The organism is Aquimarina sp. Aq107 (genome assembly GCF_943733665.1).
In the GTDB taxonomy this organism is placed as follows: Bacteria; Bacteroidota; Bacteroidia; order Flavobacteriales; family Flavobacteriaceae; genus Aquimarina.
In genome coordinates this window covers 2,015,361-2,037,483 of record NZ_OX030782.1, presented here as the reverse complement: position 1 = coordinate 2,037,483, position 22,123 = coordinate 2,015,361, and the positions used below count along the sequence as shown (strand labels likewise).

The 22,123-nt window shown below is 32.1% G+C and carries 23 protein-coding genes; 2 read left to right on the top strand and 21 right to left on the bottom strand.

Features of this window, described 5'->3' with window-relative positions:
* Positions 1-31: 31 nt before the first annotated feature.
* On the top strand, positions 32-1,234 hold the full coding sequence (locus NMK29_RS08585) for a multidrug effflux MFS transporter (RefSeq protein ID WP_108804283.1): 1,203 nt from the start codon (positions 32-34) through the stop codon (positions 1,232-1,234).
* 4 nt (positions 1,235-1,238) lie between these two features.
* On the opposite strand, the gene NMK29_RS08580 is transcribed toward NMK29_RS08585, so the two are convergent.
* The gene (locus tag NMK29_RS08580) at positions 1,239-1,421 is read right to left on the bottom strand and encodes a hypothetical protein (RefSeq protein ID WP_027391415.1); all 183 of its coding nucleotides are present in this window, start codon (positions 1,419-1,421) and stop codon (positions 1,239-1,241) included.
* A gap of 194 nt (positions 1,422-1,615) precedes the next feature.
* On the opposite strand from NMK29_RS08580, the gene NMK29_RS08575 reads away from it, so the two are divergent.
* Complete coding sequence (locus NMK29_RS08575) at positions 1,616-2,221, top strand: YceI family protein (protein ID WP_108804284.1); 606 nt, start codon at positions 1,616-1,618, stop codon at positions 2,219-2,221.
* Positions 2,222-2,237: 16 nt separating this feature from the next.
* Here NMK29_RS08575 and NMK29_RS08570 read toward each other — a convergent pair whose 3' ends face one another.
* The 20 genes from NMK29_RS08570 to NMK29_RS08475 all read right to left on the bottom strand — a co-directional run bounded on the left by NMK29_RS08570 (position 2,238) and on the right by NMK29_RS08475 (position 22,111).
* A complete protein-coding gene (locus NMK29_RS08570; protein ID WP_155839596.1) occupies positions 2,238-2,381 on the bottom strand; it encodes a hypothetical protein in 144 nt (47 codons plus the stop codon).
* A gap of 109 nt (positions 2,382-2,490) precedes the next feature.
* Positions 2,491-3,036, bottom strand: coding sequence for a 4'-phosphopantetheinyl transferase superfamily protein (locus tag NMK29_RS08565; RefSeq protein WP_108804285.1), 546 nt, complete (start codon positions 3,034-3,036; stop codon positions 2,491-2,493).
* Complete coding sequence (locus tag NMK29_RS08560; protein WP_027391413.1) at positions 3,033-3,287, bottom strand: acyl carrier protein; 255 nt, start codon at positions 3,285-3,287, stop codon at positions 3,033-3,035. Before NMK29_RS08560 ends, NMK29_RS08565 begins: the two co-directional genes overlap by 4 nt.
* 13 nt (positions 3,288-3,300) lie before the next feature.
* On the bottom strand, positions 3,301-4,578 hold the full coding sequence (locus NMK29_RS08555) for a beta-ketoacyl synthase (protein ID WP_108804286.1): 1,278 nt from the start codon (positions 4,576-4,578) through the stop codon (positions 3,301-3,303).
* A gap of 30 nt (positions 4,579-4,608) precedes the next feature.
* Positions 4,609-5,040, bottom strand: coding sequence for a 3-hydroxyacyl-ACP dehydratase FabZ family protein (locus NMK29_RS08550; protein ID WP_108804287.1), 432 nt, complete (start codon positions 5,038-5,040; stop codon positions 4,609-4,611).
* 13 nt (positions 5,041-5,053) lie between these two features.
* Positions 5,054-5,533 (bottom strand): hypothetical protein, encoded by a 480-nt coding sequence (locus NMK29_RS08545; RefSeq protein WP_108804288.1) that lies wholly within the window; start codon positions 5,531-5,533, stop codon positions 5,054-5,056.
* A 40-nt stretch (positions 5,534-5,573) separates the two neighbouring features.
* Positions 5,574-6,626, bottom strand: a complete 1,053-nt coding sequence (locus NMK29_RS08540; protein WP_108804289.1) for a type III polyketide synthase — start codon at positions 6,624-6,626, stop codon at positions 5,574-5,576.
* 12 nt (positions 6,627-6,638) lie between these two features.
* A complete protein-coding gene (locus NMK29_RS08535; RefSeq protein ID WP_108804290.1) occupies positions 6,639-7,349 on the bottom strand; it encodes a methyltransferase domain-containing protein in 711 nt (236 codons plus the stop codon).
* A complete protein-coding gene (locus tag NMK29_RS08530; protein ID WP_108804291.1) occupies positions 7,343-8,470 on the bottom strand; it encodes an NAD(P)/FAD-dependent oxidoreductase in 1,128 nt (375 codons plus the stop codon). The genes NMK29_RS08535 and NMK29_RS08530 overlap by 7 nt, the downstream gene beginning before the upstream one ends.
* Before the next feature lie 79 nt (positions 8,471-8,549).
* Entirely contained in the window at positions 8,550-9,242 is a 693-nt protein-coding gene (locus NMK29_RS08525) for an OmpA family protein (protein ID WP_108804292.1), read from the bottom strand.
* 40 nt (positions 9,243-9,282) lie between these two features.
* Positions 9,283-9,744 carry a lipocalin gene (locus tag NMK29_RS08520; RefSeq protein WP_254097190.1) on the bottom strand — a complete coding sequence of 154 codons (462 nt, stop codon included), beginning with the start codon at positions 9,742-9,744 and terminating at the stop codon, positions 9,283-9,285.
* Between the two features lie 201 nt (positions 9,745-9,945).
* Positions 9,946-10,635 carry an OmpA family protein gene (locus tag NMK29_RS08515; protein WP_369863162.1) on the bottom strand — a complete coding sequence of 230 codons (690 nt, stop codon included), beginning with the start codon at positions 10,633-10,635 and terminating at the stop codon, positions 9,946-9,948.
* Positions 10,636-10,654: 19 nt separating this feature from the next.
* Complete coding sequence (locus tag NMK29_RS08510; protein WP_108804295.1) at positions 10,655-11,134, bottom strand: lipocalin family protein; 480 nt, start codon at positions 11,132-11,134, stop codon at positions 10,655-10,657.
* Positions 11,135-11,439: 305 nt separating this feature from the next.
* Positions 11,440-12,753: an MFS transporter gene (locus NMK29_RS08505; RefSeq protein WP_108804296.1), complete on the bottom strand. Its 1,314-nt coding sequence runs from the start codon at positions 12,751-12,753 to the stop codon at positions 11,440-11,442.
* Between the two features lie 86 nt (positions 12,754-12,839).
* Positions 12,840-13,661: a M48 family metallopeptidase gene (locus tag NMK29_RS08500; RefSeq protein WP_108804297.1), complete on the bottom strand. Its 822-nt coding sequence runs from the start codon at positions 13,659-13,661 to the stop codon at positions 12,840-12,842.
* Positions 13,662-13,786: 125 nt separating this feature from the next.
* The gene (locus tag NMK29_RS08495) at positions 13,787-16,192 is read right to left on the bottom strand and encodes a glycoside hydrolase family 31 protein (RefSeq protein ID WP_108804298.1); all 2,406 of its coding nucleotides are present in this window, start codon (positions 16,190-16,192) and stop codon (positions 13,787-13,789) included.
* 201 nt (positions 16,193-16,393) lie between these two features.
* Positions 16,394-18,304, bottom strand: coding sequence for a 1,4-alpha-glucan branching protein GlgB (gene glgB / locus NMK29_RS08490; protein ID WP_108804299.1), 1,911 nt, complete (start codon positions 18,302-18,304; stop codon positions 16,394-16,396).
* Positions 18,305-18,390: 86 nt separating this feature from the next.
* Positions 18,391-19,662, bottom strand: a complete 1,272-nt coding sequence (locus tag NMK29_RS08485; RefSeq protein WP_108804300.1) for a glucose-1-phosphate adenylyltransferase — start codon at positions 19,660-19,662, stop codon at positions 18,391-18,393.
* Positions 19,655-21,076, bottom strand: a complete 1,422-nt coding sequence (locus NMK29_RS08480; protein WP_108804301.1) for a glycogen synthase — start codon at positions 21,074-21,076, stop codon at positions 19,655-19,657. Before NMK29_RS08480 ends, NMK29_RS08485 begins: the two co-directional genes overlap by 8 nt.
* 219 nt (positions 21,077-21,295) lie before the next feature.
* A complete protein-coding gene (locus NMK29_RS08475; protein WP_108804592.1) occupies positions 21,296-22,111 on the bottom strand; it encodes a DNA alkylation repair protein in 816 nt (271 codons plus the stop codon).
* Between the last annotated feature and the right edge of the window lie 12 nt (positions 22,112-22,123).

Genomic DNA, 22,123 nt, shown 5'->3' with positions numbered 1-22,123 from the left:
ACCACATCGCTAAATAAATTACTTTTGCCTGATGCTTCTTAAAAAATATGCGCAACTAGAATTTATAGTCTTAATGGCATCGCTTATGTCCATTGTTGCTTTAGCAATAGATGCGCTATTACCAGCATTAGATATTATTGGGATTAATATTGGTACTACAGAACTATCAGATAATCAACTATTGATTACTATGATATTTTTAGGTCTTGGTATCGGGCCTCTCATTTTTGGACCGATATCAGACAGCTTAGGAAGAAAACCAATAGTTTATATCGGCTTATTACTATTTGTGGTAGCTAGTTTTATGTGTATTAATGCAACTAATCTTGCTATTATGATAGCAGGTAGAATCTTACAAGGTATTGGACTCTCTGCACCAAGAACAATCGCTATTGCTATGATTAGAGACACATACAGTGGAGATTATATGGCGCGCATTATGTCTTTTATAACGGTAGTTTTTCTCTTAGTACCAATAGTCGCACCTGCATTAGGTAAATTTGTACTAGATCATTATAATTGGCAAGCTATTTTTTATATACAACTTATATTTAGTGGTTTTGTCTCTATTTGGTTTTGGAAAAGACAAAAAGAAACTTTGGAAGTTTCGAATCGCATAAAATTTACACCTTCAATATTTAAAGATGGTTTAAGAGAATTGATAAAATATAAAACTACGATTGGATACACTTTAATTTCAGGATTTATTGTCGGCTCTTTTTTAGTATATCTAAGTAGCTCGCAACAAATTTTTGAGCAACAATATCAGCTCAAAGATGAATTTCCATATATTTTTGCATTACTAGCAATCTCAATTGGTACGGCCACTTTTTTAAACGGAACTTTAGTACTAAAGTATGGAATGGAAAAGTTAGTTACTGTTTCCCTCTACTCCTTCTTTGGTATTTCTTTACTATATCTTGGTTTGTTTTATGGGAATTCAAATCCCAGCGTACTAGTGCTATTAATTTTCTTTGGTTTGCAATTTTTTTCGATTGGGTTTTTGTTTGGTAATTTAAGAGCACTAGCAATGGAACCAGTTGGTCATATTGCAGGAATAGCTGCTGCTATTACCGGTTTTTTAAGCACAATAATGGCGGTTCCTATTAGTACTTATATAGGAAAATTTGTAGCGGACACTGCTCTGCCTCTTTTCTTAGGTTTTTCGGTTTGCGCTGCGATTTCTATAGGGATTTTAACATATCTGAAAACTACCAATAAAAATAACAAATAATTTTTTAATCAATAGCGTTCATATCATCCATATTCTTTTTTCTAGGTACAGCTAGTTCTCCATCACCAGTGATAGCGAATTTATCTCTTTTGGATCCATACCCGAAATTAGAAGATCGACGATACTTATTTTGGAAATCAGCAAACTTTCTCTTTGACCAGGATTTCTTTTTATTATGATTTTCCATATTCAAAACTTTTATAATTTGTAACCTGATGATCTAAATCCTTTCTAAGTTATATTAATTTTCAGAATTTAGCAGAAATGTTAACATCAAATTATAATTATTTTACTGATTATCATATACTTTACATTGTTTGATATGTTAAAGCTATTGGAATGATTATTGATTATTTATATATTTAAAAATTAACTTCTGATATGAAAACCTACCTAAACTCGATTCTTTTTTTGATTGTTTTAATTCCTTTTGGATATGGTCAATTTACACCACCAGCTGATAAGATGATTAGTGGTTCCAATGGCTATATTGGTCATGAAGAAGCATTAATCAATGATTTTATTAAACTTGATTTTGATAAAAAGAATGCTAAAATATCTTTTGATTTTATTTCTGAGGATACCAATGGAACTATTGGAGGTTTAGATTTTAAAATTTCGTTTAATCCCGAAGACCCTGATAATGCTTATTTTAAAGGGACAGCTCTAGTAAATACCTTAGAAACAGGTAACTTCCTAAGAGATGGCCATTTAATGTGGGAAAAATTCTTCTACAAAAAGAAATACCCTAAAATAAACTTTGAAAGCTCTGAAGTAGTTCATTTTGGTGACAATAACTATAAAGTGATAGGAAACCTTACTATTAAAGGTATCACAAAAGAAGTTATCATCAATTTCACCTTAGATATTACCAAAAACTTACTTGGTAAAACTACAATTTATACCAGTGATTATGGAGTAAACATTCATGATGAAAGAGAAAAAAACAAATTAGATATTGTATTTGATTTCCCTATTTTGAAATAAACTATTTGGTATTTATTTATATATGAATATTATAAGCTTTAGCAAGTTTTTCTGAAGATTTCAAGAATTCATTATTGACAATATTCATTTCTTTTAGACGAGTGATTTTTATTTTCTCATCTTTTTTTGTGTTCCTTTTACTTAATAACGTATTTATCATTTTTGACTGATTTAGTTTTTTTCCCTGTTGCGAAAATACAAATGATAATACTACTGCATAAGGGTATAAATACTGTTTTTAATAGGGTATTTTGCCCCTTATTAACCTTCTAAGGTAAATCAATGGTAAATGAAGAAAAAGAACCGTGACTAGAGAAAGAAAGCGGTATATCTGTAAGTCTATCATCTATTTTGATACATGGTATTCCATGAATATCCTTAAAAATAGAAACAGAAGACTTTTTTACTCCCATTATATCCCCTACATAATTCTGTAATACTTTTTTATAAAACAGTGTGTTATCATTAAATACTTTAGAAATAAAGTTACTTTGATCTGTGAAAGAAATAGTATAAGCGTACTTTTTATTCTGTTTAGAAACTGTTTTGTAACTATGATTATCGATTGTAACCTGCTCATCAGAACAAACAAAATCCCAAGGATTATATTTTCTAGGTATAGAAAAACGGCGTTGATGCGCTTTATAAGTAGCTTCTTTCATACTCCATAATTTCCAGACTAATCCATCAGGGTCTTCAGAATTCCAAATCATGACTTGTTCTGATTCTGTGAAGATCTTTTGTAGCCACCCTTTTCTTCTCCAATTACTTTGGATTCGTGCAAGTTTAAGATCTACAATATCGTCACCTATCATTTTGCAGCTAATTTATCCTCAATTACTTCTATAGATGCCTTTACAGTTAACATTTTATCCATACCGTCATTATCTATTTCGATACCAAACTCATCTTCTACATCAAGTATTATATCTACTAAATTTGCAGAATTAATCTCGAGATCATCAATAAAATTAGTAGCTTCAGAAAGTTGTTGTAATCCTTCCTGATTTTGAACATATGGTTTTATAATAGTTTTTAGTTTAGATAATAATTCTTCTTTTGTCATGAACTTTTTTTGATTACGAATATTTTTTAAAGATAATACAAGCATTTACATCTCCAAATCCGAAACTAGCTTTTACCGCAATATTAATAGGTTTTAATACTGTTTTAGTAGGAACTTTTTCTCTATCAATCAAAGCTTCAATTTCTGGATGTAAATCTTCACAGTTTTTGTTCCCAAAAACAAAACCTTCTTTTAACTGCAGCACTGTAGCTACACTTTCTATACTCCCGGATGCAGCTAGACAATGACCGACCAAACCTTTTAATGAGTTTATATATGGGAAATCTTTTCCTTTTCTATCCAATGCTTCACACCAATTCTCAATTTCTGCAACATCCTTTGTGGTTGCTGTTAAATGTCCATTAATAGCATCTATATCGTTATTTTGAATCCCCGAGTTTATAACCGCTTGACGAATACATTGTTTAACTGCAATGCTATTAGGAGCGGTCATACTTCCGCCATTTCTTTGACCACCACTATTAACGTGTCCACCTAATATTTCTGCATAAATTGTTGCCCCTCTCTTTTTGGCACTTTCTAAGCTTTCTAACACCATAGCTCCCGCTCCACTTCCTGGCACAAAACCACTTGCCGTAGCACTCATCGGTCTTGAAGCCTCTGTAGGATTATCATTAAATTTATGAGGAAGAATTCTCATAGCATCAAAGCCACCCCAAATATAAGGCCCACTATCACTGGTACTACCTGCTAAAATAATTTCTGCCTTTCCTTCTGTGATTCTATCATAAGCCATAAGAATAGCTTCTGTTCCCGTACTACAAGCTGAAGAATTCGTTGTTGTAATATTACCACAACCAATAATTCCTCCTAAAAAAGCACTAATACCACTAGCCATTGTTTGTATAACAGAAGTACTTCCTAATCTTCTTACATTTCCTTCGTCGACTTTATATATAGCTTCTCTAAATTTATCAACTCCAAGTATACCTGTTCCAAAAATTACTCCAGCATTCCATAAGGGCTTTTCTTTTTTATCCGTGATTTCTAAACCTGCATTTTTCCAAGCATCTAAACCCGAAATCACACCATATTCTAATCCTGAGGCATTTAATCCTTTTAGCTGGACGCTATTAAAGTATTTGTTTAAGTAATCTTTTTTATATTTCGGTTTTCCAGCTATTTGACATGAAAATTTTAGTGATTTCAATTCTTCAATATAATTAATTCCTGAGATACCACTTTTAATTGACTCATTAAATATTGAAACGTTAATTCCATTTGATGAGACAACACCTAAACCAGTAACTACTACCCTTCTGTTTTTCATAAAATTCTAAAGAATTAATACTCACGAACACTAAACAACCATACCTGCAATTTGTCCTTTAGCAACTAGCTTCTCTTCTTCATTATACATTTCGACTTGACATTTTAATTTATTAAATCTAAAATATTCCTTTTTTGAAATAACAACTACCTTCTCTCCTGGTAGAACGGATTTGTAAAAATCAACACTCGTGCTACTCATAGCTACTTTAACCGGATTGTCATTTATTTGTTCACTAAGGATAAACATTCCTAAACATACTAAACCAATTTGAGCCATAATTTCTGTAAGAATAACTCCTGGTGTTATTGGATTTTCTTTAAAATGACCTTTATAAAAATATTCATCTTGCTTTAAGGTATAACTACCTACTATTTGATGCTCATCTACCTCTAAAATTTCATCAACAAATAAAAAAGGATCCTGATATGGTAACTTTTCAATAATATGTTCTCCTGTCAAAATTACTTGGTTTTTAAAAAGCACATCCGCTAGGTAGTGGTTCTTCTGTTTCTACTTGATTTGCAAAGGTAGTTTCCAATGTTTGTTGGATAAAACCACCAGAAACACTTCCTTTATACACTAATTCTCCATATCCAGTAGTATTCATGTGCGCACGGATATAGATAACTTGATCATCACTAATCGCTACGGGGCCTCCAGATCTTGCAAATGGTTGTTCATTTACGTGGCTATGCGCTAAAATCCTTCTATATAGCAGTATGCCATCTTCGGATATGATTTCCCACCAATCCGCATATTGATTACATCCTAAATCAGGGCTTTTTATCTCTACGCTAAAGGAATAGTTACTTTCATTACCAGTAACAGATACATTAGTTACTTCTGCATTACTAATATCTACATCAATATTAGAGTTATCACTATTATCATTGGCTTTACAAGCAGACACTGTAACTATAATAAAGAGTATATAAGTTAATAGGTTTTTCATGATATTTTATAGTAAGATTATTATATCTAGTTAATTTTGATCACCATTCTAATAATATTCTTTGAGCAGAAAATCCCGGACCAAAACTTAACATTAATCCAGTTTCTCCTTTTTTGGGTTTGTTGTCCATAAAACGTTCCAAAACATATAACACCGTAGCACTGCTCATATTTCCATACTCACGTAAAACAGTTTTAGTCTCATCAATATTCTTTCCTAGATCACCAAAAAGATTTTCTACAGTTTGCACAATTTTCTTACCTCCAGGATGAAAAATCAAATGATCTATTTCTTCTATAGATTTTCCATTTTTTGAAAGAAAAGGATGTATTATATCTGGGAAATATTTAGCTATTTTTTCAGGCACCTCCTTATCCAACACCATCTGTAGACCTCCATTAGTCAATTTAAAGCCCATCATAGTTGTTGCGTCATAAAAATGATACATTTCATCAGCAAGAATATTTGGTCCTTCAGATTGTTTCTCTGAAGAGAGTAACGCACAGGCTGCTCCATCACCAAAAATAGCAGAACTCACTATATTCACCATACTATAATCATCATGTTGAAAAGTTGCTGTTGGGGATTCTACTGCTATTACCGCAGCTCTTTTTCCTGGATTTGCTTCTAAGAAATTCCTGGCATATATAATCCCGGAGACTCCAGCTGCACAACCCATTTCAGTGACTGGAAGTCTTACAATATCTTGTCTAAGATCTAATGAATTTATTAAATATGCATCTAACGACGGAATCATTATTCCTGTACAACTTACTGTAATTATGTAGTCGAGTGATTTTGGATCCCAATCAGCTTTATGTAATGCTTTTTTTAGTGCAAATTCTCCAAGTTTTTTTACTTCTCTAATATATATATCGTTTTTCTCTTCGAAAGAAGTTGCAGTAAAAACTTCCTCAATACTCATAATCCCATAACGCTTATCTACGGCAGCATTCTCGAAAATTTTAAGAACCTTTCGCTTAAAACGATCCTCTTGTCCTGTAAGCCATTGAGACACAAAAGGAAGTATTTCTTTTGTATCCCTCACATATTTTGGCAACTGTTTAGCAACTGTTGTTATTTTTACACTCAATTTTACTCCCTTTTAATTATTGATTATCCAGCGATACCTAAAAGCCCATTTCCAATCTAATTGATACTTTGTAAGTCCTAAATCTTTTGCAAAACTTACTAATTCTTTTCGTTTAAATCCTCTTTTAATAGACACGAGTCCATCATTCTTAGCAATATATCCTTTGATAAAGAAATAACTAAATATTTTAAATAAATAATACGACCAAGTGTTTCTATGGATATCATTAATAATCAAAGATTCTGACACTAACTCTAAACTTTTTTTAAGTACTTTCTTTATTTCTTCATCTGTAAAATGATGCAGTGTTAATGTGCAAATAATAATATCACAAGAAAAGCTTTCTTTTGTCAATGTTAGGATATCGGCATTCTTATAACTAATCTCTGTATAGAATTCACTTAATTTCTCTGCGTGTAACAGACATTTACTATTATTATCAATTCCGATTAATTTTGCTTTAATTCCTCTTTTCCTAAATACACCTGCTAATTGTCGCAGCATTTGACCATCTCCACATCCTAAATCCGCAATAATCCATTCAGATTTATTACCATTACTTCTTATTTTATTTAATACCGAGTTGATAGTGATGCTATTGCCTCCTAATAATTTATTTACTCTAGATATATCCTGTAAAGCCACTGCCAAATCTTTTTCATCAACTTGGGGGTCATCCATTAATTCTGCTTCATTACTCCTATTCGTAAAGTTTTCTAACATATTAAAGGTTTTCCGTGTGTTTGCTTTATAATTTGTGGAACAATAATCGGAACTAAAGTTGCTACCTTTTGCCCTATTTGCTGGATAGTCTCATTTAACAGCACCTTTTGAAGTACGCGACCAGCATATAATCTTTTAGAAAATATTGTTTTCCATTCTTTTGAATAAAGTTCTTCTATCTTTTCTAATGAATAAATATTAGATTTATAATTATTAATTAGCAGTTCACATAAGATTTTAGCACTCTGTATAGCCATTGCCATACCATTACCGCATAGAGGGTGGATTAATCCTGCCGCATCACCTAACATAAAAACGTGATTTTCTACGGGTTGTTTTTTATCAAAATTAATTTGACTTATAGTTATCGGCTTTTCGAATATTCGCTGAGAGTTTTCAAAGAAATCTCTTAAATAAGGGTTTTTCTTAAGCACATCCTCTTCAAAATGAGCTATATCCTTACATCTTTTAAAACTATCATAATTTACAAGATAACAAGCGTTTACAGTACTATTCTCTACCATAGATAATCCACAGTACCCTCCATCAAAATTATGTAACGCCACAGTATTAGGGTTAAAACTAGACTTATAATGAGCTTTAACCGCTAGCCAAGGGGATTTATTTTTACTAAAATCACGTTCCAACTTTTTATCTAATATAGATCGCTTGCCATAAGCTCCTATAACATAATCACTAGTAATCAATGCATTATTAGCCGTTTTTACAGAAAATCTGTTTTCTTCGTACCCTACATCTAAAACTTGATCATTTAGTGTTTGTACACCTAAACTTTTTGCTAAATTCCATAAGTAATTATCTAGCGTATATCGACTAATACCAAAACCACCTAAAGGAAGTTTACTTTTTATTATTTTACCTTTTGTTGTGCTTATATTTAATTCTGAAATTTGTACTACTCCTAAATCATCTAAATTTATTCCCAAAAAATCAAAGTATGGCATTATTTCGTTAGAAATATACTCTCCACAAACTTTATGTTTTGGATACTGATCTTTTTCTATAATAAGCACAGGTATTTGATACTTAGCCAAATGTATTGCACTCGTCAAACCAGCCAAACCACCACCAATAACAACTATGTGTTTATGACTATTCATTTATTGAAGATACATAAATTTTGTGCATAAAAAAATCCCAACTTTTAAGTCGGGATTTATCATTCTCAATTACAAAACCTTACTCTTTTATTTGCGCAAATGCTTGCCTTCTTAATTCTTCATTTGGCGATATAGTAACTTCTACCCTTCTATTTTTAGACTTCCCTTCGGAAGTGTCATTTGTATATTTAGGCTGCGATTCTCCATAATAAGTCACAGTAAATCTCTGCTCATCAACACCTTGAGCAATTAGATAATCTCTAACCGATTGTGCTCTGTATTTTGATAGAATAAAATTAGATTCTTCTTTACCAACATTATCAGTATGACCTTCAATTAAAATATTAGAATTAGGGTATTCTTTAAGTATTTCTGCTAATTTATTGATGGTTTCTTTAGAACTTTCATTTAAATCATACTTATTGGTGCTAAAATATACACCGCTTTCTTCATCAAAAACAATATTAATATCTTCTTCTACTCTTTGTACAACGACTGCAGGCATTTCTTCTTCAATCTTTTTTGCTTGTTGATCCATTTGATTTCCTATAATACTCCCTACCGTTGCTCCGACAATACCACCAATGACGGCACCAATTTCTCCTTCTTCTCCTATGTTTTCTCCAATTACTCCTCCAATAATGGCGCCACCTGCTGCTCCTATAAAACCACCTAACTCGGCATTTTTCATAGATTTGCAACTCATGATAGTAATTAATAATATTCCTAAATATGCCAGTTTTTTTGAGTTTTTGATATTGTGTGATCTCATGTGTATTAAATTATGTTTGTTGGTTTATTAATTCTTTTAATTATTGTTTCTCAAAATTTAGTTTAATTGTAAACTTTTCTCCGTCAATGATTAGATCATAACTCCAAGTCATTCTATCATCCTTCAATTCATGGAATTGCATACGATATCCTTTATTATTTATTTCACTTTTCATTTTATTATTGACCGGTTTTAATAAGATACTATGCTTTAATCCATTCATTTCTTTTGGAATGGACCATATGAAATTGTAAATACCTGTTTCTGGGCAAGAAGTCCCTGATAGGGCGTAGCTTCCGGTATTATTATTGGATATGAACTCCCAATTTGTGTCTTCGATACATTTTAAAGGAACATCATTTAATACAGAAACATTATATGTAGCACTACTATTGGTATCAAAACTGGCTTCTTTTAATATCCAAACTCCATGCATTGAAATTTTAGCTGACCTTGTAAAAGCATCCGAAGCTCCACAACTATATAAAAGTATACATGTCAAAAAAAGAAAAATTGTTCTCAAGGTCTAGGTTTTAAAAAGGTTATCATGTTTTACACAACAAATATCTCCTTCTTATTGCCTTGATACTACATCCTAAATAGTGAAAATGAGATCACTGTTTTCAGGGTAAAAAAAAAGCATAAAAAAACCCCAAAAGAAAACTATGTTCCTTTGGGGATTCGATGGGTTTTTATACTTTTTTTAGTCTATTTTTTTAGCGTCTTCTATCATTTTATCATTAGCTAAAACACCAAATTCTACTCTTCTGTTTTTCGCCCTTCCTTCTGCGGTCGAATTATCATACTTAGGTAATGTTTCCCCATGATAATAAGTAGTTAATCTACTAGTGCTAATACCTTGAGATACCAAATAACTAGTAACTGCATTTGCTCGTTTCTTTGATAATTCCATATTATAAGCATCATCACCAGAACTATCTGTATGACCATCTACAATAATATTGGTGTCAGGATATTCCTTAAAAATATTAATAAGCTTATTCAAGTTCTCCTTGGATTTTGCATTAATATTATACTTATTAGTATCGAAATACACACCGCTATTTTCATCAAAAATTATATCAATTCCTTCTCCAACTCTAGTTACTTCTGCTCCAGGAATTTCTTCTTCTATTTTTTGAGCTTGTTTATCCATTTGCTTACCAATGACTCCACCGGCAACACCTCCAACAACACCTCCAATAATAGCTCCTAATACAGAGTTTTCTTTGTTTCCTACGTTATTACCTATTACTCCTCCTAGAACTGCTCCAGTAGTCGTACCTATAACAGCACCTTTTTGTGTATTATTTGCATTTTGTACAGCATCACAACTGTTCAAAATAATTAATGCAGTTAATGCTATTGCTATTTTATTAAAATTTGATCGTATCATTATCTAAAGATTTGATTTATTGTAGTTTATTAAAATTCATGGTAATTACAAAAGGCTTACCTTCTAAGCTAACTGTTTGAGTCCATGTCATTGTAGTATCATCTAAATGCTTAAGTGTCATGCGGTACCCTTTGTTATTATTTGTACTTTTCTTCTTCTCATCTATTGGTTTAAAAAGAAAACTGTAATCTCCATTTTCTGTTGGTTCAGGAATAGTAAATCTAAAATTACGAGCACCAGTAGAAGTACACTGATTTTCATTTACGGTATATTTACCGGTATTATTATTTGGAATAAATTTCCATATACCACCAGTTAGACATTCTGCAGATGCATCATTATATAATGTCACCTCGAAAACACCGGAACGATCGTAAGATATTTTATCTAAGGACCATTCCCCTTTCAAGGTTTTTTTTGCTGCTATAATTGTTTTCTGGCTTGCAGAACAAGAAGCCAGCAAAATAACTGTAAGTACTAATATCAGTTTTTTCATGAGTATTAATTTATGTTTAACTGTAAAATTTAGGTTATAAGTTTATAAATTCAAATATCATTATATAAACTTACTTTGAATTAAAAATATCATCAGAGCATTTAATAATTTAGATCAAATGCACAGATTTTAGATAAAAGTGATGAAGTTTACTTTGGGGAGTCATATGGTTTTGGTTTTTAAAAGTTCAAATCTAATCTACATAACAGATAAAACGAAACAAAGAATATTATCATATATTAACTATGTATTGTTAACAGATTTTAACACTATAAAAGGTCAATTAATGTAAAAAGAAAAAACACTTACTCTTCTTCCTTTGGAACCCTAAATAGTAGAAAAATACCTAATGCAAAAAATACAACCAAGAATAATGTAGCACTTCGCATACTACCAGTCCATAAATCCACAATTGCATAGATACCCATTCCTATTACAATACCCACCTTCTCTGATACATCATAAAAACTAAAAAAGGATGTAGTATCTTCAGTTGCAGGTAAAAACTTTGAGTACGTTGATCGAGATAAAGCTTGTATACCCCCCATAACCAAACCTACAAAACCTGCTGCAGCATAAAAATGAATTGGTTCTTTCATAAAAAAGGCATAAACACATAAAAACACCCAAATAAAATTTATTACTATTAAAGTAGGAATATTACCATATTTATTTGAACATCGTGAAGTTATTATTGCTCCTCCAACCGCGACAAGCTGTATAATAAGAATGCTAACGATTAGACCTATCGTTTTTTCATCATCTCCTCCCCAATTAATTTCTTTTTCTCCAAAATATGTAGCTACTAGCATAACAGTTTGAACAGCCATGCTATAAACAAAAAATGCTTTTAAATAATTTTTCAATCTTTTTGTTTGTGACATAATGCTCCAGACATTTTTTAATTCCTTAAACCCTTTAAGAAAAACATCTTTCGTGACCTTATGTCCTGAACTATAACCTTTAGGTAAATAATAATATGAATATTGACTAAATGCAATCCACCAAATACCTACTAAAATAAAAGAATATCTCATTCCTTTTACAGAACCTCCTCCTCCTTCTCCCAAACCAAAAACATCAGGAAACATAACCATTGCAAGATTAAGAAGTAAAAGTATTACACTACCTATATAACCTAAAGAATACCCTTTAGCACTAATTTTATCGTGCTGTTCAGGAAATGCTATATCTGGTAAATAGGAATTATAAAAAACTATACTACCCCAAAAACCAACTAAAGCGATTATATAACAAAATAAACTAAAATAAATCGTCTCTTTACTAAACCAAAATAATCCAACACAAGCCAAAGCACCTATATAGTTAAAGAATTTCATAAAAATTTTCTTATTACCAATATAATCGGCTACACCAGACAAAATAGGCGAAGTAATTGCAACAATACCGAAACCTATAGCAGTGGCAATGGTTATCAAAGGAGTACTTCTAATACCGCCTCCAAAAACTTCTATCATCTCATCTTTTTCAAACAGAGATCCATAAAAGATTGGAAATACAGCAGAAACAATTGTTAAACTATATACAGAATTTGCCCAATCATAAAAAGCCCAAGCATTTAATAATTTCTTATGTCCTTTAGGTAGTGTATTTCCCATGTATGAATATTAAAAAAGCTGTTCTGGGTTTTTCCAGAACAGCTTCTAAAATAAGTATAATCTTTTTAAGAATTGAGAATTTACAATTATTTAAAACTAGTAACTCCAAATTTTCTTGCCTCAGCTTTTGCAGCTGGTGCCCAAGCAGTAAGATTCGCTATACGTGTATCATTTGACGGATGTGTACTCATAAACTCTGGTGGCGCTTGTCCTCCACTGTTAGCTTTCATTCTTTTCCATAACTCAGCCGCTTCTGAAGGGTCATATCCTGCAATCGCCATTAATGTCAATCCAATTTTATCAGCTTCTGTTTCGTGACTTCTACTAAATGGTAACATAACTCCAAATTGACTACCTAAGCCAAATGCCGTTCCAACTATTTGTTGTGTTTCCTCCTTTTGTCCGCTAACAGCTACTGCTGTCGCCACACCGGCTACTTGTTGTAATTGTCCAGCGCTCATACGTTGTTGTCCATGATTTGCGATCGCATGTACTACCTCATGTCCCATAATAGCAGCTATTCCTGTTTCTGTTTGGGCAATTGGCAAAATACCAGTATAAAATGCTATTTTTCCACCAGGCATAGCCCAAGCATTTACTGCTTTATCATCTATTAGGTTATACTCCCATTTATAATCACTCAAATAACCTTGATGACCATTTGCATTTAGCCATCTTTCTGCCGCTGTAGCTATCTTTTGACCAACACGTTTAACCATTTCTGCTTCTGATGTACCCTTTAGTACTTTACTTTCTTTCAATACCTGATCATATTGAGCAAAAGCCGCTGGTAAAATCTGAGAATTAGGTACTAATGCCAGAGTTTGCTTACCAGTAAAAGGGTTCGTAGCACAAGAAAGAAAAAGAAACACAGATCCCAACGCAACGACTATTTTTTTGTTTTTCATAATATTTACGGATAGATATAATTTACGTAATATAAAATTACAAAATTCAAGACATCCTTTTTAATAAAAAACGATCTATTTATTCACTATATTCTATGTAAAGCTTTTATAATCGATAAACTGTATTATTTAGCTACAATATGAAGCTCTGCAAAGTTTTTTGGAACAACTACGGTATTATTTTTTGCATCATATTTAAGATCACGTAAGGATACTACAACATTATCAATTTCAATTTTACCTATAACAAAAGGTAGTCCTATAAACTCTATTTTCATTGTTTCATACTCGGTAATAAATGTTCCATTTTTATGCTGTTGTATAATAATTTCATTTTCTTTTCCAGTAAAAGCAAAACTTCGTAAACTAAATCGTCCTTTAGCATAATCATAGCCGTCTTGAGCGTCCTCATATACTTTAGAAACTTCTTTATTGCCCAATTTATAATACACCTCTAACTTTAATTGTTCAATTTTTTTCTCACCAACATATTGCTGAACAGGGTATTTAGGGACAACAGCACCCTCTTTTACAAATAACGGAATTGTATCTAAATCTGCATCTACCCATTGTTCCATTCCTCCCTTTACATATTCGCGAGTCCAGTAATTATACCAATTACCTCGTGGTATATATAATCTTCTTCCTTTGGCATTAGGTTCTTGAACAGGGCATACTAAAATTTGATTTCCAAAAACAAACTCATCGGTTCTATAATGTGTTTGTGGATCCAATTGATCATATAGGACTAATGATTTTAACATTGGTATTCCTTCTTCTGCATATTCCCAAAACATGGTGTATAAATATGGTAGTAATTGGTAACGTAATTCTACATATTTTCGTGTTACATCAATTACTTCTTCACCAAATGTCCAAGGTTCTTGATTACCGTGGTCTCCTGATGAATGTGTTCTACAAAAAGGATGAAAAACACCTAATTGTATCCATCGAGCATAAAGTTCTCCTGTAGGATGTTCTGCAAATCCCCCAATATCACTTCCGGTAAAAGACATACCACTCATACTCATACGTTGCGCCTGAATATTTGCTATCCATAAATGTTCCCAAGTGGCTACATTGTCACCAGTCCAAGAAGAAGTATATCGCTGTGCTCCTGAGTATGCCGATCTCGTAATTACAAATGGTCTTTTGGGATAGGCAAATCTTTTTATACCTTCATAGGTTGCGCGGGCCATTTGCGTACCATAAATATTATGTGCTTTTCTATGACTACAAGGATTACCATCATAATTATGACGTACATCGTCTGGGAATGTTTTTCCTGGAACTTCCATTACGGCAGGTTCATTCATATCATTCCACACACCCTTAACCCCTATTTCATCTATTAATTCTTTAAACAATCCTGCCCACCATTCTCTAACCTCAGGATTAGTAAAATCTGGAAAGAAACATTCTCCTGGCCATACTTTTCCTCTCATATAAGGTCCATCAGCTCGCTTACAGAAATAATCTTTTTCCATTGCTTCCTGATATACCCAATATTTATCGTCGATTTTAATCCCTGGATCAATGATAACTATAGTTTTATATCCATCTTCTGCTAATTCTTCTACCATTCGTTTTGGGTCTGGAAAATACTCCTTATTCCAAGTAAAACATCTAAACCCTTCCATATAATCTATATCTAAATATATAGCATCACAAGGAATTCGTAAGTTCCTAAATTTCGTAGTAATTTCCTTTACCTTACTTTCTGGATAATAACTCCATTTACATTGATGATATCCCAATGCCCATAAAGGCGGTAACTCGGGTTTACCTGTAAGATCTGTATATCTAGTAACTACCTCTTGCATATCAGGTCCATAAAAGAAATAATAATTCATCTCTCCTCCATGAGCCCAAAAACTAGTTACATTTCTTCTTTCATTACAAAAATCAAAAAAGGTTTTAAAAGAATTATCAAAGAAAATTCCATATGCTCTCTCTTCATACATTCCAATATAAAACGGAACACTCTTGTACAATGGATCTTGATCTTTTCCAAATGCATACTGATCTGTAGCCCAATTTTCTATACGCTTACCTTTTAAATTTAAATGCATTGGTTTATCTCCCAAACCATAATAACACTCACCTTGCGGAGCGGATTTACTCATCTTCACGATGTTTCCTCCATACTCATAACTTTGTTCCCAGTGAAATCCCCAATCATCTTTACAAATAATATTTCCTTCTTTATCGCTTATAGAAACACTGATGTTAGCCTTAGCAATAGAAATTATAATTTTTTTGGTGATAATCTCATATTTATCTTCTAACTCTTTAACCTCTAACTCACTATATCCTCTTACACCTTTTTCACTAATTGCATAAGAAAAATCTTTCTCGAAGTTATTATCTGTTGCATATCTAAAGCGCACAACACTTCCCCTTATAATAGTTACTTGAAGAATTACACCATTCTCTGTAGTGAAATTAATCTTATCTACATTTTGTGAAAAGGAAATGATTTTTCCGGGAAATAAGTTCCCTTTTATCTCTAACTCAGTATTAGTAATCATAGTTGGTTGGTTTCTTTTCTTATACTATTGTGTTATGTAAAAAAACGATATCTATTGCAATAAATGAACTCTTTTAATTAGTATTTATTAAAAACATTCAACGAAAACGTTTGAAACTTTAATCAATTAACAATTGTTTAAACTACAACTAATAAAGTGCCCTATAGTATTGTAAACATGAAATAATTTAGGTTATATAAATTAACTCTTAATTTTAAAAACAAGTGTTCCTAATGGAGGAATATCAATCTCCGCCGAATATTCTCTATAATGCCATTTTGCATCTTCTATCAATATCTTTTTAGATCTAAAATCCCCAGTTCCTCCATATATTTTTTCATCACTATTAAATATTGGGGTTAATGTTCCTTTTGCTGATAATCCTATACGATAATTAGAGCGTGGTACTGGTGTAAAATTACAAGCCACAATTAACGTATCCTCATCCTTGTTTCCTTTTCTAATATAGGCAACTACAGAATTTTCATGATCATCATAGCTTATCCATTCGAAACCATCTGACTCAAATTGTTTTTCATACAAAGCTGGGTAATTTCTGTATAAAGAATTAAGATCCGTAATCAACTTTTTAATTCCAGAATGATAATCGTATTGTAGTAAATGCCAGTCCAAGCTACTCTGGAAGTTCCATTCTTCTCGTTGACCGAACTCGGCACCCATAAAAAGCAAGTTACTACCTGGATGTGTAAACATATAACTATACAACAATCGTAAATTAGCAAACTGTTGCCACTCATCACCAGGCATTCTGCCTATAATACTTCTTTTTCCATATACCACTTCATCGTGTGACAATGGTAACATAAAGTTTTCTGTGAATGCATAGGTCATACTAAAAGTTAAATCATTTTGATGATGTTTTCTATAGATAGGCTCTTTTGAAAAGTACTGTAACGTATCGTGCATCCAACCCATCATCCATTTCATACCAAAACCAAGCCCTCCGAGAAATGTTGGTTTAGAAACCATAGGAAAAGAAGTCGATTCTTCTGCAATTGTTTGTACATCTGGATAACTAATATAAATCTCTTTATTTAGCTCTTTCATGAATTCAATCGCTGCAAGGTTTTCTCTGCCTCCATATTGGTTTGCTTCCCATTCTCCATCTTCTCTAGAATAATCTAAAAATAACATGGAAGCAACTGCGTCTACTCTTAATCCATCTGCATGGAATTGATCCAACCAAAAAATTGCATTACTAATCAGAAAACTTTTGACTTCATTTCTTTCATAGTTAAATATTAAACTCTTCCAATCAGGGTGATACCCTTTTCTTTTATCGGGATGCTCATATAAACAAGATCCATCAAAAAAACCTAAACCATGACTATCTTCTGGAAAATGCGATGGCACCCAATCCAATAGAATCCCAATATCATTCTGATGAAGTTTATCTACAAGCAATTTAAACTCTTCTGGATAACCAAAACGAGATGTTGGCGCAAAATAGCCAGTTAATTGATATCCCCAAGATGGATCATAAGGATATTCCATAATAGGCATTAGCTCCACGTGAGTAAAATTCATTTCCTTTACATAGGAAACCAATTCATCCGCCAGTTCGGTATAAGATAAAGATCGATCTTCTTCTATTTTTCTTTTCCAAGAGCCTAAATGAACTTCATAAACTGAAAAAGGAGCATTGATTGCGTTATTCTTTTTCCTTTTAATCATCCATTCATTATCCTTCCAATCGTATGAATCTTCCCAAACTACCGATGCTGTTTTTGGGGGATGTTCACACCTACGGGCATATGGATCTGCTTTTTCAGTTACAATACCATTATTATGAGAATGAATTTTATATTTATAAATATTACCTTTTCCTATATCGGGTATAAAACCTTCCCATATACCAGATTCATCCCAGCGTACATGCAATTGATGCTCTTTTTCTACCCAAAAATTAAAATCTCCTATAACAGAAACAGATTTAGCTGATGGTGCCCAAACTGCGAAATATGTTCCTCGAACTCCATCTACCGTAATAATATGTGAGCCAAATTTTTCATATAATCGATAATGCTTACCAGCTTTAAAAAGATTAATATCAAATTCAGAAAATAAACTATGTACTATTACTTTATTCATATAAGAATGGTCACGATACTATCAATATCATTTTAACTAAATAGATTTTTCTATTTATAATTATTTAATTTGGAAATTATCGATACTTAAATCTTAAAATTGTTTGGTATTATAGCACCTTTTCTAAACACTACAATACCATCTTTTATCACATATTTTTCATTATCAGTATCCTTAAGATGTGGTCCTCCATTAATAACAACATCATTGCCAATTCTGCAATCCTTATCAATTATAACATTATTAATATTACATCTTTCTCCAACACCTATATAAGGCCTATTCTCCTTGTCATCAGTTTGTAGTTCTTCTAAGTCTTGATACCTATCACTTCCTATCATATAGGTGTTCTTTATAATAGTATCTTTTCCTATTCTGGATCTAATACCAATAACAGATTGTTCAACTTCTTTAGCTTGTATTAGACAACCTTCTGCAATCATGGATTTACTAAGTAGTGTTCCTGATATTTTTGATGGAGGAAGTATTCTCGGTCTAGTAAGTATATTTCTATCATTATCAAATAAATCAAACTTCGGAATATCGTTTGCTAACTCAATATTAGCATCGAAAAAAGAAGGAATAGTTCCTATATCTGTCCAATAACCTTCATATTGATATGCTAAGACTTTATGATCTTCAATCGACTGAGGAATGATTTCTTTTCCAAAATCTATTCTTGAAGGATCAGAAAGCAAATCAACTAGCAACTGTCTATTAAATATATAAATCCCCATTGATGCCAAATAGTGACGATTCTCACTTTTCATTTCTTCACTTACTTCAGATTCCCAACCTGGAAGTTTATCGGAATTTGGCTTTTCAGTAAATGAACTGATAAAACTATTTTCATCAGTTTTTAAAATCCCAAAATCGGTGGCGTCTTTTGGGTTAACAGGCAATGTAGCTATAGAGATATCAGCTCCTTTCTCTATATGAGCTTCAATCATATCATTAAAATCCATTTGATACAATTGATCACCGGATAAAATAAGTGCGTACTCAAAATCATGATTAAGAAAATGATGCATCGATTGTCTTACAGCATCTGCAGTACCTTGAAACCATGTTTTATTACCAGGCGTTTGTTCTGCGGCAAGAACATCTACAAAAGCTTGACTAAAAGAACTAAAAACATAGGTGTTTTTAATGTGACTATTTAGAGAAGCTGAATTGAACTGCGTAAGCACAAACATTCTTTTAATATCCGAATGTATACAATTGGTAATAGGAATGTCTACCAATCTGTATTTTCCAGCGATAGATACTGCTGGTTTTGATCTACTTTCGGTTAAAGGAGATAATCTGGTTCCTTGTCCACCTCCAAGGATAATTGCAAGGACTTTTTTGTTAATCATTGTGCGATTGTTTTAAAGATTTATATAATTCAATGTATTTATTAGCTGAATTATTCCAAGAATGATCAATTTTTAAAATTTCTTTTTGTGTTTTCCTATATCTTTTTTGGTCGTTATAAAATTCAATTCCCCTTTTAATTGAATTATATACATCCTGAACGTTTACCTGATCATGACAGATCCCAAAACCACCATCACCAATATCTATAACAGTGTCTTTTAATCCGCCTATTTTTCTTACTATAGGTACGAGACCATACCTTAAAGAATATAGCTGGTTAAGCCCACAAGGTTCCACTCTAGAAGGCATTAATAAAAAATCGGCACCCGCATATATGATATGTGATAGTTTTTCATCATATCCTATATATGTGTTATATGTACTAGGAAAACGTCCTTTTAATTCTCTTAATCTTGACTCTATAGCTGGATCACCCGATCCTAATATGAGTATATTAATATCCAAATGCTGCAATGTCTCAGAAACAATATCCGGAAGAAGGTCTGCTCCTTTTTCATATACAAGTCGACCTATAAATGCAAATAATGGTTTATCTATATCAAACCCGAACTCTTTACATAACCAACTTTTATTTTCCTTTCTTCCAGAAACAATATTTTTATTTCCGTAATTACTAATGACCATTGGATCCGTTTCAGGATTCCATATCTGATGATCAATTCCATTCAGTATTCCAAGACATTTATCTTTTTCATGTGATAAAAGCCCTTCTAAACCATTAGCTTGACCTTGTAACTCTTCCATGTAACTTGGTGAAACTGTAGTTACTTTCCAAGCACACTTTATCGCAGTCGCCAAAGGATTTATACATTGATCCCAATCTAGTAATCCAATATTATGTAAATCAAATTGTGGTATATAATCTAATTTATCATAAGAAAACTGACCTTGATATTGCGCATTATGAATTGTGAGTACGGTAGGAATATCAATTAAACTTTGATAAATACCCACTTGGGATACTAAAAAAGGTATAAGACCTGTATGGTGATCATGGCAATGTATAATATCAGGTTTTATATCTATAGATAAAAGCCAATTTAAAACCGCTATTTGAAATGCTACAAATCGTTCTGTATCATCCTCATAGCTATACACATTTGATCTATATAGTAGTTCATTTATATCTACTAAATATATTTGAAACCCAAACTCCGAGGACATTACTTTTTTTATAGTAAAATCAAAGGAATTAGATCCTAGCACCAATGAATCGGTATAAATATCTTCACAAGAAAGTTCATTAATTCTTGAGTTATCAAAAAAAGGCATAATAACCTCTGTAATACAACCTAGTTCGGTTAAATATTTTGGCAATGAACCGACAACATCTCCAAGGCCACCAACTTTTGCCAAAGGATAACATTCTAAACTGGCATGAAGTACTCTCATTATTTATTCTTTAATGCAAAATTTATGAAATCAATCTGTTGTTAATAACTTCCAACAGGAGTTTAAAGCTATAAAAAAGCTGAAAACATTTACCTATATAAATTTTAAAAAGAATAAGATTTAATGATTATTTAATAATTATTTAGCAGCATTATTTTCGATTTGATAATAATATGATAATTGTTGATAAATCGACAACAGTTAACAACTACTAGCAAGCTACTTATTGATGGTCCTTAGAGCCTTTTTAATAATATACTTAGTATCTTTAGACTGACTATTTTCTCCCCATTTTTTACATATCTTAAGAACCCAATCTGGTCTTGTCTTACTTGCATCATTTAACCAATTACCTACAGCATCTTTTACATACTTTGATGTATCAGATTTTAACGCTTCCAAAATTTCAATTGCTTTTTCAGGAGTTTCTTTAAGTTCGTCTATTTTTTTTGTCCAAACCCCTATCGGCCTAATGGTTTCTACTGCATAGCGTCTAACATTCTCATCGGTATCTTTTGTCCAATTAGATAATATCATAATAGATTGATCTAAATCTTGAATTATGTATTCCTTTGTTGCAAAGATTGCAACTTCTCTAACCCCAAAATGTGGATCTGCAGCAAATGGCTTATTAGTATGGAGTCTTTCTGTGATTGACATTTCTAATCCACTATAATACTGAGTTACCCAACATCTACATACATCAGAAGGATGATTAGACAAATAGTCAATTATTTTACGGTCATTGGTCAATTGGGCAAAAGTAACTCCAATAACCTTTGTATTGGTATTGGCACTTGGTTTTTTTTGATCAGACACTGCTTCATAAAAACTATCATACCAATTAGATTTGTTTAAATCATCTAGTATACATTTTAGTAATTTTAATTGATCCACAGCTAACCATTCCATAAGGTTAGCTGTCTCAATTAAGCCTCTATTTAAATATTCTAATACTTCCGGATCTAAATCTTTAGCACTTCTTGGACCTTTTCGATTTATGATGTGCTCTGGAATCTTTTTACTTGTTTGCATAATAGGTTTTAA